Annotated in this window: 11 protein-coding genes and 1 riboswitch; of the genes, 3 read left to right on the forward strand and 8 right to left on the reverse strand. The window is 65.8% G+C overall.

The window, feature by feature from the left end:
* Window positions 1–237: 237 nt before the first annotated feature.
* The 4 genes from ACUH78_RS12780 to ACUH78_RS12795 all read right to left on the reverse strand — a co-directional run bounded on the left by ACUH78_RS12780 (window position 238) and on the right by ACUH78_RS12795 (window position 1,871).
* Window positions 238–501 carry a helix-turn-helix transcriptional regulator gene (locus ACUH78_RS12780; RefSeq protein ID WP_445333658.1) on the reverse strand — a complete coding sequence of 88 codons (264 nt, stop codon included), beginning with the start codon at window positions 499–501 and terminating at the stop codon, window positions 238–240.
* A 391-nt stretch (window positions 502–892) separates the two neighbouring features.
* A complete protein-coding gene (locus tag ACUH78_RS12785) occupies window positions 893–1,411 on the reverse strand; it encodes a retropepsin-like aspartic protease family protein (protein WP_445333657.1) in 519 nt (172 codons plus the stop codon).
* 71 nt (window positions 1,412–1,482) lie between these two features.
* Window positions 1,483–1,608 (reverse strand): hypothetical protein, encoded by a 126-nt coding sequence (locus tag ACUH78_RS12790; protein WP_435750734.1) that lies wholly within the window; start codon window positions 1,606–1,608, stop codon window positions 1,483–1,485.
* Complete coding sequence (locus ACUH78_RS12795) at window positions 1,605–1,871, reverse strand: hypothetical protein (RefSeq protein ID WP_445333656.1); 267 nt, start codon at window positions 1,869–1,871, stop codon at window positions 1,605–1,607. The genes ACUH78_RS12790 and ACUH78_RS12795 overlap by 4 nt, the downstream gene beginning before the upstream one ends.
* Window positions 1,872–2,065: 194 nt before the next feature.
* Here ACUH78_RS12795 and gabD point away from each other — a divergent pair, with 194 nt between their 5' ends.
* A complete protein-coding gene (gene gabD / locus ACUH78_RS12800; RefSeq protein WP_445333660.1) occupies window positions 2,066–3,529 on the forward strand; it encodes an NADP-dependent succinate-semialdehyde dehydrogenase in 1,464 nt (487 codons plus the stop codon).
* Window positions 3,530–3,605: 76 nt separating this feature from the next.
* Here the strand turns inward: gabD and ACUH78_RS12805 are convergent, their stop codons facing one another.
* The 4 genes from ACUH78_RS12805 to ACUH78_RS12820 form a co-directional block, all read right to left on the reverse strand.
* Entirely contained in the window at window positions 3,606–4,784 is a 1,179-nt protein-coding gene (locus ACUH78_RS12805) for a ribonucleotide-diphosphate reductase subunit beta (RefSeq protein ID WP_445333655.1), read from the reverse strand.
* Window positions 4,781–7,618, reverse strand: a complete 2,838-nt coding sequence (locus ACUH78_RS12810) for a ribonucleoside-diphosphate reductase subunit alpha (protein WP_445333654.1) — start codon at window positions 7,616–7,618, stop codon at window positions 4,781–4,783. The genes ACUH78_RS12805 and ACUH78_RS12810 overlap by 4 nt, the downstream gene beginning before the upstream one ends.
* A 57-nt stretch (window positions 7,619–7,675) precedes the next feature.
* A complete protein-coding gene (locus ACUH78_RS12815; RefSeq protein WP_133091826.1) occupies window positions 7,676–8,248 on the reverse strand; it encodes a GNAT family N-acetyltransferase in 573 nt (190 codons plus the stop codon).
* 157 nt (window positions 8,249–8,405) lie between these two features.
* Window positions 8,406–8,611, reverse strand: a riboswitch (cobalamin riboswitch).
* Window positions 8,611–9,552: a ketopantoate reductase family protein gene (locus ACUH78_RS12820; protein WP_445333653.1), complete on the reverse strand. Its 942-nt coding sequence runs from the start codon at window positions 9,550–9,552 to the stop codon at window positions 8,611–8,613. Its footprint overlaps the riboswitch before it by 1 nt.
* Window positions 9,553–9,842: 290 nt before the next feature.
* Here ACUH78_RS12820 and adh point away from each other — a divergent pair, with 290 nt between their 5' ends.
* Window positions 9,843–11,363 (forward strand): aldehyde dehydrogenase, encoded by a 1,521-nt coding sequence (gene adh, locus ACUH78_RS12825; protein WP_445333652.1) that lies wholly within the window; start codon window positions 9,843–9,845, stop codon window positions 11,361–11,363.
* Window positions 11,364–11,452: 89 nt separating this feature from the next.
* Window positions 11,453–11,833 (forward strand): DUF779 domain-containing protein, encoded by a 381-nt coding sequence (locus tag ACUH78_RS12830; RefSeq protein ID WP_418363286.1) that lies wholly within the window; start codon window positions 11,453–11,455, stop codon window positions 11,831–11,833.
* Window positions 11,834–11,934 lie beyond the last annotated feature (101 nt).

Genomic DNA, 11,934 nt, shown 5'->3' on the forward strand with positions numbered 1-11,934 from the left:
CCGTATGAAAATGCTGGGGATTCATTCGTTATGACTTTCGAGTGCGATGACCCTGGAAGGGCTAGCCACTCGCATAAGAGAAATGCGTCGTATCAGTGCGCGTCACTTATTGAGGCGATTTTCATGAGCCGCAGGGAGCCGCATCTGCATGCCGCGGCTCCCTGCGGAACCGTACTTGTCCATGTTTGCGATAGTGTGCGGCGAGAACCGCAGGTTGCCCGCGCGAGGTTTACGCGATCAGTGAAGTGTCGAGCGAGGTCTTCCGCGTCGCTTCGGTTCGATGCCCATATTCATCGTCGAGTCTTGGCAACGTTCTGACGTCACCCCGAGCCGCTCGTCGAGCCATGCATAAAAGGCGTCTGGGTGCCAGTAGATCCTACGGCCGATGTTTCGCGGCGGCACGATGGTGCCGTCGGCGAGCCAGTTGTCGATGGTCCTTTTCGACACCGACAAGATTCGAGCTGCGTCTTCTTTCGTGATGGGTTGGTAAGGGCTGACCATGGGGGCGTCTCGGCTTCCAAAATGGAGTATAGGTCGACCGAGGGGCTCTACTTGGATATATTTGGCATTATGAGAAATGTATAAATTTTGCTCCAATTCTGCTCCAATGCTCCAAAAAAACGGTGCATTTAGTTGCGTGCTCTTGCATGCTCATGCACAATAAGCCACGGTTTTTTATGAGTTTTTTAAACGAGTACCAGTAGGCGAAAGGCGCTGGAACGGGTTCGGGACGCAGGGGCCGGAGGTTCGAATCCTCTTTCCCCGACCAGTAATTCAAGCAAAACGCCCAAGTGATTCAGTCGCTTGGGCGTTTTGCTTTCGTGGTGCGCCTTGGATGCGCAGCCGGGAGAGGACGGCACGTCCAAGGTCACATTGAGCCTCACCGGGACCGTCAGCCGGATGGCTTCCTCAGCACCAGCACATCACCGCGTTGCGTAAACTCAAGGTGCTTCAAAACGCTCATGCCGAGCAGCACGTCGTCGTCACGCATGCCCGGATTCAGGTGGGCTGGGGCGCCGGCGAAGCGGAACGGCCCGATGTCGAGCGATGCAATGGTCGTGGCATGGACAATCACGCTGCCGTTGGCGGTGGAAACCATCGAACGGGCTCCAGGGCTCAGACCGAGTTGCGGGCCCAGGTGCGCCGGCACCGCCGTGTGGGTCGCGCCCGTGTCGAGCAGGAAGCGAACGGGCTGGCCGTTGATCAGGCCGGGTGAGAAGTAGTGGCCGGCGCGATTGCGTTGCAGCACCCACTCTTCCGTGCCGTGCGCAACGGTCAACGCACGGTTGGGGTCCTCGCGGTGTTTGAGGACGCCATCGAAGGTCGCCCAGCCGAAGCCGAGAAATGCCAGGGTTGCGAGCAAACCCAGGCGGCGCCCAAGCTTGCGATGCGTGTGGTCTGAGTTGGTCATGAGAAAGTGTCTTGCCGTCGCGCTCCGGCGCTGGACCCTTTGCGTACCTGCAGGGATGGGCGACGCCCTGCTCAGGTGCGAAAGCCCGCAATCGTCTGCGCGAGCAGGCCGGTCTGTTCGCGCAGGCGTGTAGCCGAGTCGCTCATGTCTCGAGCGGCTGTGCTGGTTTCGTCCGCAGACTGTGAAATGCGTTTCATGTTCTTCGCGACCACGGCGAACCCGCGTCCTTGCCCCGGCGCAGGATGTTCTTCCACTCCTGAACCTGCGTCTTGAAGCTCACCTGGGCGCTGCGTGCAGTGTCGACCGCATCGATCAGCCTCTGGTTGTCCGCGATCACCTTGGTCAGGGTGCTGTTCAACTGCCCCGCCTGGTAGAACGAGAAGCCACCGATCGCGACCAGCAGTGCGAGGGCGCACAGGGTCAGCAGGCCGAGCTTCACCTTGATGTCGAGGTTCTTCATGAGTGGTCCTGTTCCCTGTGAAGTTGCGTACCCGTGCGACCACGGAAAGTCCCTGCACGGTGTGCATGCAGCGTTTTCGGCATTTCGGTGTGAGGGCTTTAGCGAATTCCCGGCCGCGGACGCTGCCTTTTTGCCCGTCGGCTTGAACAGTTTAGACTGCGGCCATTCCGGTCATGACAATTCCGAAGGAGTCCATGCTGATGCAACTCAAGGACAGCAATCTGCTGCGTACGCGTGCATACATTGACGGCGCCTGGCTCGACGCGGACGGCGATGCCCGTTTCGAGGTACGCAACCCGGCCGACGGCAGCGTAATTACCAGCGTGCCCGACATGGGTGCTGCCGAGACGCGGCGTGCAATCGCCGCGGCCGAGGCTGCATTGCCGGCGTGGCGTGCGCGTACGGCGAAGGAGCGTGCGGCCGTGCTGCGGCGCTGGTTCGAGTTGATCCTGGCCAACCAGGAAGACCTTGCCGTGCTGATGACCGCAGAGCAGGGTAAGCCGCTGGCCGAGGCGCGTGGCGAGGTCGCCTATGGTGCATCCTTCATCGAGTGGTTTGCCGAGGAGGGTAAGCGCATCTATGGCGACGTGATTCCGCCGCACGGCGCGGACAAGCGTATCGTCGTCATCAAGCAGCCGATCGGCGTGGTGGCGGCGATCACGCCGTGGAACTTCCCCAATGCGATGATCACGCGCAAGGCCGGCCCCGCCCTGGCTGCCGGATGCACCATGGTGATCAAGCCCGCCGAGGACACGCCGCTGAGCGCGCTCGCGCTCGCCGAACTGGCCGAACGTGCCGGCATGCCTCCGGGCGTGTTCAACATCGTCACCACCAATCGCGCTGCCGAAGTCGGCGCCGAGCTTACCGCCAGCCCGGTGGTGCGCAAACTCTCCTTCACCGGTTCGACCGAGGTGGGTAAGCTGCTGATGGCCCAGTGCGCCGGCACGGTGAAGAAGGTCGCGCTCGAGCTCGGCGGCAACGCGCCTTTCATCGTCTTCGACGATGCCGATCTGGACGCTGCGGTCGCGGGGGCGATGGCTTCGAAGTACCGCAACGCGGGCCAGACCTGCGTGTGCGCGAATCGCCTGCTGGTGCAGGACGGCATCTACGACGCCTTCGCCGAGAAACTGGCCGAAGCGGTGGCGAAGCTCAAGGTAGGCCCGGGGCTCTCGGGCGAGGTGCAGCAGGGACCGCTTATCAACGAGGATGCGGTGGAGAAGGTGGAGGAGTTACTCGCCGACGCGGTAGGCAAGGGCGCGCAGATCGCCTGCGGTGGCAAGCGCCATGCGCTCGGCGGCACCTTCTTCGAGCCCACCATCGTCACCGGTGTCACCCCTGCGATGCGCGTGGCGCGGGAGGAGATCTTCGGCCCGGTGGCGCCGCTGTTCCGCTTCCATACAGAAGAGGAAGCGATCCGCATGGCCAACGACACCGAGTTCGGTCTCGCCGCCTATTTCTACGCGCGCGACATCGCCCGCGTGTGGCGCGTGGCCGAAGGGCTGGAGTACGGCATCGTCGGCATCAACGAAGGCCTCATCTCCACCGAGGTCGCGCCCTTCGGCGGCGTCAAGGCCTCCGGCGTCGGGCGCGAGGGCTCGAAGTACGGCATCGACGACTTCGTCGAGATCAAGTACCTGTGCATGGGCGGGATCCGCTAATCGCTGGCTGATCTCGGCGCGAAGGCTGCGCGGTGGTGGCGGGGGGCGCTGCAGGCGCCACCCCGTCCGCCTGTGCTCACTCCCAGCTCAGCGCGCCGCCGGTCTGATACTCCGTGACCCGCGTCTCGAAGAAGTTCTTCTCCTTGCGCAGGTTGGCCTGCTCGTCCAGCCAGGGCAGCACGTTTTCCGCGCCGGGGTAGGGCTCGGCCAGCCCGAGCTGGCGGGCGCGGCGGTTGGCGATGTAGCGGAACTGGCCCATGTGCTGCGCGGCCGAGTAGCCGAGGATGGGCTCGCGCAGCAGATAGCCGGCGTAGGCGGTTTCGGCGGCCTCGGCCTCCTCCCACAGGCGGGCGAGCGCCGCGGGATCGAGCTGCAGGTTTTCCTCGGCGATGAGCGTGCGCACGGTGCGGATGCCGAAGGCGCAGTGCAGCACCTCGTCGCGCATGATGTACTGCAACTGCTCGGCCGTGCCCTTCATCAGCCCGCGCCGCTGCAGCGCGAAGATGGGCGTGAAGCCGTTGTAGAACCAGCAGCCCTCGAAGATGGCCGCGAAGAAGAGGTAGGAGAGCGCGAATTCGTGCAGGTTGTCGCGGTCGGTGAGGTCGAAGTCGGCCCGCATCACGCGCTCGAGGCGGCGGTTGGCGAGCGCGATCTTGCCGTGGATCTCGGGCACGACGCGGTAGCGGTTGTAGATCTCCTGCTGGTCCAGGCCCAGGCTTTCGATGCAGTGCTGATAGGTCCAGGTATGCAGGGCTTCCTCATACACCTGGCGGGCCTGGTAGATCTGCAGTTCGGGCGCTGTCATCTTCTCCATCACCGCCAGGCCGATGTTGCGCATGGCGAGGATGTCCGAGGTGGTCAGATAGGACAGCACGTTCTCGAACACATGGCGCTCGGCCGGCGTCAGGCGATGGTGGTAGTCGTGAACGTCCTGCGCCATGGAGATTTCCAGCGGCGTCCAGTGGTTCTTGTTGGCGTTGAGGAAGAACTCCCACGCCCAGGGGTACTTGAAGGGCGCGAGCTGGTTGATGTCACCCTGGCCATTGACGATGCGCTTGTCGGCAGCACGCACCGGCGCCAGCGCGCCCGGCTGGGCATCGGTGGCGGACAGGGCCGCGTCGGGGCGGAATGCCGGTGCCGTGGGCGTCACCGTGGACGCCGGGGAGTCTGCCTGGCGGGAGGCTGGCGTAGCGGCTGGAGCAGTGGCTGCCCGAGGGCGAACCGGCGTGTCCCAGTCGTCGAAGAAGGCGGTCATTGGCAGGCCTCGCAGTCGGGGTCGAGAATGGAGCAGGTCTTGGGCGCCGGGTCGGCGCTGGCGGTGGCCGGCGTGTTGGTGCCGGTCTTCTCCATGGCGGTGGCGCCCAGGGTGCGCAGGTAGTAGGTGGTCTTGAGCCCGCGCAGCCAGGCCAGGCGGTAGAGCTCGTCGAGCTTGCGGCCCGACGCGGCGGCGACGTAGAGATTCAGCGACTGCGCCTGGTCGATCCACTTCTGCCGGCGCGAGGCGGCTTCCACCAACCAGTGCGGCTCGATTTCGAAGGCGGTGGCGTAACGCGCCTTGAGTTCGGCGGGAATGCGCTCGATCGGGGCGAGCGAGCCGTCGAAGTATTTAAGGTCGGCCACCATCACTTCGTCCCACAGGCCGAGTGCCTTCAGTTCGCGCACGAGATGCGCGTTGACCACGGTGAACTCGCCCGACAGGTTGGATTTGACGTACAGGTTCTGGTAGTCCGGCTCGATCGAGGCGGACACGCCGACGATGTTGGAGATGGTCGCGGTCGGTGCGATGGCGACGCAGTTCGAGTTGCGCATGCCATGGCGGGCGATGCGCTCGCGCAGCGGCCCCCAGTCGAGCGCGGACGAGCGGTCGACTTCGAGCAGGGCGCCGCCGCCTTCGTTATTCCCTCTACTGCTGCGGCCACGGCCCTCGGCCAGCAGCGCGAGGCTGTCCTGCGGCAGGATGCCCCGGTCCCACAGGCTGCCGCGGAAGCTGGAATATGGCCCGCGTGCCTCGGCCAGCTCGGTCGAGGCCCAGTAGGCGGCGTGGCACACGGCTTCCATCGAGCGGTCGGCAAACTCGATCGCGGCGTCCGATGCGTAGGCCAGGCCCATCAAATGCAAGGCGTCGGCAAAGCCCATGATGCCCAGGCCCACCGGGCGGTGACGCAGGTTGGCGGCGCGCGCCTTGGGCGTGGCGTAGTAGTTGAGGTCGATGACGTTGTCGAGCAGGCGCATCGCGACGCGCACAGTACGCTGCAGCTTGTTGTGGTCGAGCGCCCAGCGGCCATCGCCGTCGCGCACCAGATGGGCTGGCAGGTTCACCGAGCCGAGGTTGCATACCGCGGTCTCGTCGGCCGCGGTGTTGAGCGTGATCTCGGTGCACAGGTTGGAGCCATGCACCACGCCCACGTGCTGCTGCGGCGAGCGCAGGTTGCAGGCGTCCTTGAAGGTGATCCATGGATGCCCGGTCTCGAACAGCATGGTCAGCATCTTGCGCCACAGCTGGATGGCGGGCAGGCGCTTGAAGAGGCGGATCTCGCCGCGCTCGGCCTTTTCCTCATACGCGCGGTAGGCCGTCTCGAAGTCCTGGCCGTAGCGCTCGTGCAGGTCGGGCACGTCGACCGGCGAGAACAGGGTCCATTCGGCGTTCTCCAGCACGCGCTTCATGAACAAGTCGGGAATCCAGTTCGCGGTGTTCATGTCGTGCGTGCGGCGGCGCTCGTCGCCGGTGTTCTTGCGCAGTTCGAGGAATTCCTCGATGTCGAGGTGCCAGGTTTCGAGATAGGCGCACACCGCGCCCTTGCGCTTGCCGCCCTGGTTCACCGCCACCGCGGTGTCGTTGACCACCTTGAGGAAGGGGATCACGCCCTGGCTCTGGCCGTTGGTGCCCTTGATGCGGCTGCCGAGCGCACGCACCGGCGTCCAGTCGTTGCCCAGACCGCCGGCAAACTTCTGCAGCAGGGCGTTTTCCTTGATCGACTGGTAGATGTCTTCCAGGCTGTCGGCCACCGTCGTCAGGTAGCAGGACGACAGCTGCGAATGGCGGGTGCCGCTGTTGAACAGCGTCGGCGTGCTGCTCATGAAGTCGAAGCTCGACAGCAGCTCGTAGAACGCGATGGCCTGTGCCTCGCGGTCGATCTCGTTGATCGCCAGGCCCATCGCCACCCGCATGAAGAAGGTCTGCGGAAGCTCGATGCGGCGGTCGTCGACATGCAGGAAGTAGCGGTCGTACAGCGTCTGCAGGCCGAGGTAGTCGAACTGCAGGTCGCGCTCGGGCCGGATCGCCGCCGCCAGGCGGGCGAGGTCGAAGTCGGCCAGCCGGGGATCGAGCAGCTCCGCCTCGATGCCACGGCGGATGAAGGCGGGCAGGCAGGCGGCATAACCCTGATCGGGGTCGGCCATGTCGGCCTGCGAGGCCTCGTGCCCGAGCACTTCGACGCGGATCGCCGACAGCAGCAGGCGGGCGGCGACACGGCCGTAGTCCGGCTCGCGCTCGATCAGCGTGCGTGCAGCGAGCACCAGCGCTTGGCGCACGGCGGCAATCGGCACGCCGTCGTAGAGGTTGTGCAGGGCGTGTTCGAGCACGGTGTCGGCGGACACGCCGTCCAGCCCTTCGCAGGCCTCGCGGCACACGGCGAGCAGGGCGGCGCGGTCGAGCGGGCGGCGCGCTTCGCCATCGACGACGTGCAGCACGGGGCCGGCGCCGCCCGCCTGCGCTTCGGCGTCCTTCTGCGCGGCGCGTTCGGCAGCGCGGCGTTCGCGGTAGAGCACGTAGGCGCGCGCGACGTCGTGCTCGCCCGAGCGCATCAGCGCCAGCTCGACCTGGTCCTGGATGTCCTCGATGTGCAGCATGCCGCCGTCGGGCAGGCGACGGGTGAGGGCGCCGACCACGGTATCGGTGAGTCGGGCCACGATGTCGCGTACGCGTGAGGACGCCGCGCCCTGGCGGCCCTCGACGGCGAGAAAGGCCTTGGTCATGGCGACGGCGATCTTGTTCGGATCGAAGGCAACGACGGCGCCATTGCGGCGGATGATCTGGAAAGCGGCGAGTTGCATGGCGCTATCAAGTGCTTCGGCGGGAAGTCGGTCCACGGGTGGTCCTCGTCTGGGTGAGTGCGGATGAAACGGGTTTCTGAGGGAAGGCGAGCTTCAGGCGGCCGCGAGGCTGACTGCGCTGGGGGCCGGGCAAGGATGGGCGTCGTCGCCGGCGTGGGACTCGGCCCGCAGATCCAGCGTCAGGGGGGCGGTGTGGCTGCCGCCAGGCCGACGGAAGCCGCTGGCGGCAGCCATGTGGAGTACCGCCGGGCTGACGCTGTGACACACGATCCGGCCTGCGCCGTGCAGGCGGGCCAGTGCAATGACGTGGTTGAACAGTGCTCGGCCCAGTCCGCGCTGGCGATGAGTTGCGGTGACGCTGAGCCCGAAGTCGACCTCCCCATCGCGCACCGCGACATGGGCGAGGGCGACGATGTCGCCTTGTGCGGTGCCCAGACCATGCACATGGTCGCGTGCGAAATCGAGCGTGGCGACGTAGGCGGCGATGCCTTCGTCGCGGATGCCGTGGCTGAAGCGCAGCAGGCGGTCATCGGCATCCAGCGCAAGAAGGTGTTCGAGGATGCGGGGGGCGTCGGCGGGGCCGAAGCGGAACATCGGCCTCAGAACGGCGCCCGTGGAATCGGTCGGCGGTGTCAGCGTTGCAGCGGGGCGGTCGGCGGTGGACATGGCGGAGATCCGGTGCGGGCAGGGCGGATCTCCGACGCACGGGCGTGATGCGTCACGCGCATGGCAATGCCATGCGGTGCTGCCGTGCCATCAGGAAAGCGAGCAAGTGAAATGGTGTGAGCCATGCCTCTTGTCAGGGACACCCCGCCCCAAACTGTTGAAGGTGATGTGCATGGCAGGTCTCCTGGCTCACGGGTCGTCGTCTTGCGCCAGCCTTCCCGGAAGATTTCCAGTGGCAGAGAGGGCGCAGGACTCGCCGATTACAGTTGCGGGGGCAGCTCCGGGGTTCGCGCTGGGCGCGGCACCGGATTCCCTTTTCATGTCCGCCGATGACGGCGGACAACCATGAACAGGGGCGGAGGTTAGCCCTGGCCCCCGGCGCTGTCAAACGCGCCGCGTTCGATCGCGCGCACCAGGGTATGCACCGCGCGATGTGTCGGAACTTCGAGCCCGGCCGCCTCGGCCATGGATAGCAGGGCGCCGGTGATGGCGTCGATCTCGGTGTGGCGGCCGGCGAGGACGTCCTGCAGCATGCTGGCGCGGTTGGCGGCGGTGGCGCGGGCAACGCCATGCACCCGCGCGAGCGCGGCCGCTTCGTCGAGCTCGAGGCCGTTGGCGCGCAGTACCGGCAGTGCCTCGCGCACCAGGGCGTCGAGCAGTACGCGGTGCGGCGGCTCGAGCAGGGCGCCGTTGGGTACGCGGAACAGCGCCGCGAGCGGGTTGATGGCGACGTTCACCAGCAGCTTCGCCAGCCGCGCGGCGGTGATTTCCGGCTCGATGCGAGCCTCGAGACCCGCGTCCTCCAGCATCCGCGCGAGCGGCTCGAACCCGGGCGGCAGCAGGGTTTCGCCTGCGCCTGAGGGCTGCACCCGGTTGCCGTCGCGCCACGCGCCCTCGGTTGTGATGCCCTGATCCACGTGTTGTGCGTGGCAATGCCCGCGCAGCATGTCCACGGTGATCCCGTTCTGCAAGGACAGCACGCCGATGGGTCGCATGCGTGAGGCGACTTCCGCGGCTGCCGCTGTGTCGGCGGCCTTCACCAGCACGATCACCCAGTCGGCGACAGGGGGGTGGGCAGCGTCGAAGGCTTCCAGGGCGAGTGTTTGCTCGCCCACTTGCACGCCGGTGCGGAGGCTTGCGACCCGGTGTGCGTTACGCGCAATCACGGCGAGCGGCACGACGGCGCGCAGCCGCGCAGCAAAGTGCAGGCCCAGCGCGCCGGCGCCGATGATCGCAACCGGGAAGCGCGTGTCGGCCAGGCTGTGGTGTGTGGCACGAGGGGGCGCCTCGAGGTTACTGTCCATTCGATACGTACGGAGCGGTTCGGATTTCAAGTGGATCCCTGCCTGTTGCGTGCCAGACGGCTTCGCGGTCGCGATGTCGCATAAACATCGGATGGGTGCTCCGGCATGGCTGCTCCATGGAGCATCTGGAGCAACTCAACCTGTTCATTCCACCCAATGGGAACAGCCGATGGGATGTGCTGTGGGGCTGGAATGCCCGAATCCAGGCGCATTCGCATTCTGGCATGACTCCTGCTGGAGGTGAGATGCAGCGACTTGCTGTGCATCCAGAAAATCGAGGAGACGAGATCATGCTGTACGCAATGCCCGGCCAGGCCGACGCCAAGGTTCAGTTCAAAAGCCGTTATGACAACTTCATCGGTGGCAAATGGGTGGCCCCGGTCAAGGGGCAGTATTTCGATGTGGTCACCCCGGTTTCCGGCCAGAAGTACACCCAGGCCGCGCGCTCCACGGCCGAGGACATTGAGCTGGCGCTCGATGCCGCACACGCGGCCTTCCCGACCTGGGGCAAGACCGACGCCACCACGCGCTCGAACATCCTGCTCAAGATCGCCGACCGCCTCGAGGCCAACCTCGAACTGCTCGCCTACGCCGAGACCGTCGATAACGGCAAGCCGATCCGCGAGACGCTCAACGCCGACATCCCGCTCGCCGTCGACCACTTCCGCTACTTCGCCGGCTGCCTACGCTCGCAGGAAGGCGGCATCTCGGAGATCGACGAGAACACCATGGCCTATCACATCCACGAGCCGCTGGGCGTGGTCGGCCAGATCATCCCGTGGAACTTCCCGATCCTGATGGCGGCGTGGAAGCTGGCGCCGGCTCTGGGTGCGGGTAACTGCGTGGTGCTCAAGCCCGCCGAGTCGACCCCGATCTCGATCCTGGTGCTGATGGAGCTGATCGCCGACCTGCTGCCGCCGGGCGTGCTCAACATCGTCAACGGCTATGGCCGCGAGGCCGGCATGCCGCTCGCCACCAGCAAGCGCATCGCCAAGATCGCCTTCACCGGCTCGACCTCCACCGGCCGCGTCATCGCCCAGGCCGCTGCAAACAACCTGATCCCGGCCACGCTGGAGCTGGGCGGCAAGTCGCCCAACATCTTCTTCGCCGACGTGATGGACAAGGACGATGCCTTCCTCGACAAGGCGATCGAGGGCCTGGTGCTGTTCGCCTTCAACCAGGGCGAAGTGTGCACCTGCCCGAGCCGCGCGCTGATCCAGGAATCGATCTACGACCGCTTCATGGAGCGCGCACTGAAGCGCGTCGCCGCCATCAAGCAGGGCAGCCCGCTCGACACCGACACGATGATGGGGGCGCAGGCCTCGCAGGAACAGATGACCAAGATCCAGTCCTACCTCGCGCTCGGTCGTGAGGAGGGCGCCGAGGTCCTGATCGGCGGCAATCGTGCCCAACTTGGCGGTGACCTGGCCGACGGCTTCTACATCCAGCCGACGCTGTTCAAGGGCCACAACAAGATGCGCATCTTCCAGGAAGAGATCTTCGGGCCGGTGCTCGCGGTGACCACCTTCAAGGACGAGGCCGAGGCCCTGGCGATCGCCAACGACACCCTGTACGGTCTGGGTGCCGGCGTATGGAGCCGCAACGGCAACGTCGCCTATCGCATGGGCCGGGCCATCCAGGCCGGCCGCGTGTGGACCAACTGCTATCACGCCTACCCGGCGCACGCTGCCTTCGGCGGCTACAAGGAGTCGGGCATCGGCCGCGAGACGCACAAGGTCATGCTCGACCACTACCAGCAGACCAAGAACCTGCTCGTGAGCTACAGCGAGAACAAGCTCGGCTTCTTCTGAGCGACCGTCCTCTCTCCCCATGCCCTGTCCGGGGCATCTCCTCGGGGGCGGGCAACCGCCCCCTTTTTTGCATTGCGGAGGACGAAGCCATGGTCGAACGCGTCATTGCCACGCCTGCGGCGCTGGAGCTGATCGCGCAGCTCAAGGCCGAGCATGGCCCCGAGCTGATGTTCCACCAGTCCGGCGGCTGTTGCGACAACAGCGCGGCGAACTGCTACCTGCCCACCGACCTGACGATCGGGCCGCATGACGTGCGTCTCGGTGAGATCGGCGGCGTGCCGTTTTACATGAGCGCGTCGCAGTACGAGTACTGGAAGCACACTCAGCTGATCATCGACGTGGTCGAGGGGCAGGGCGGTACCTTTTCGCTCGAGGGGGGCACGGGCAAGGCCTTCCATACCCGGTCGCGACTGTTCAGCGACGAGGAGCTCGCTGAAATCGACGCTGAAGAGCTTCAGCGCAAGGGCTGAGCGCGCTCTGCAGCGTCAGAAGGACAAGGTTTCCCAGCCCGGGGCGCGCACGAGAAAGCCGCTGCACCTGCCTGGCCAGTGACCTCCGGGCACCGCACATC

The organism is Thauera sp. ZXT1-4, from assembly GCF_052598215.2.

Coding starts and splice junctions, on each gene's coding strand:
- adh (WP_445333652.1), top strand. CDS start 9,843: ATGCTGTACGCAATGCCCGGCCAGGCCGACGCCAAGGTTCAGTTCAAA.
- ACUH78_RS12815 (WP_133091826.1), bottom strand. CDS start 8,248: ATGTCCACCGCCGACCGCCCCGCTGCAACGCTGACACCGCCGACCGAT.
- ACUH78_RS12830 (WP_418363286.1), top strand. CDS start 11,453: ATGGTCGAACGCGTCATTGCCACGCCTGCGGCGCTGGAGCTGATCGCG.
- ACUH78_RS12795 (WP_445333656.1), bottom strand. CDS start 1,871: ATGAAGAACCTCGACATCAAGGTGAAGCTCGGCCTGCTGACCCTGTGC.
- ACUH78_RS12820 (WP_445333653.1), bottom strand. CDS start 9,552: ATGGACAGTAACCTCGAGGCGCCCCCTCGTGCCACACACCACAGCCTG.
- gabD (WP_445333660.1), top strand. CDS start 2,066: ATGCTGATGCAACTCAAGGACAGCAATCTGCTGCGTACGCGTGCATAC.
- ACUH78_RS12805 (WP_445333655.1), bottom strand. CDS start 4,784: ATGACCGCCTTCTTCGACGACTGGGACACGCCGGTTCGCCCTCGGGCA.
- ACUH78_RS12790 (WP_435750734.1), bottom strand. CDS start 1,608: ATGAAACGCATTTCACAGTCTGCGGACGAAACCAGCACAGCCGCTCGA.
- ACUH78_RS12780 (WP_445333658.1), bottom strand. CDS start 501: ATGGTCAGCCCTTACCAACCCATCACGAAAGAAGACGCAGCTCGAATC.
- ACUH78_RS12785 (WP_445333657.1), bottom strand. CDS start 1,411: ATGACCAACTCAGACCACACGCATCGCAAGCTTGGGCGCCGCCTGGGT.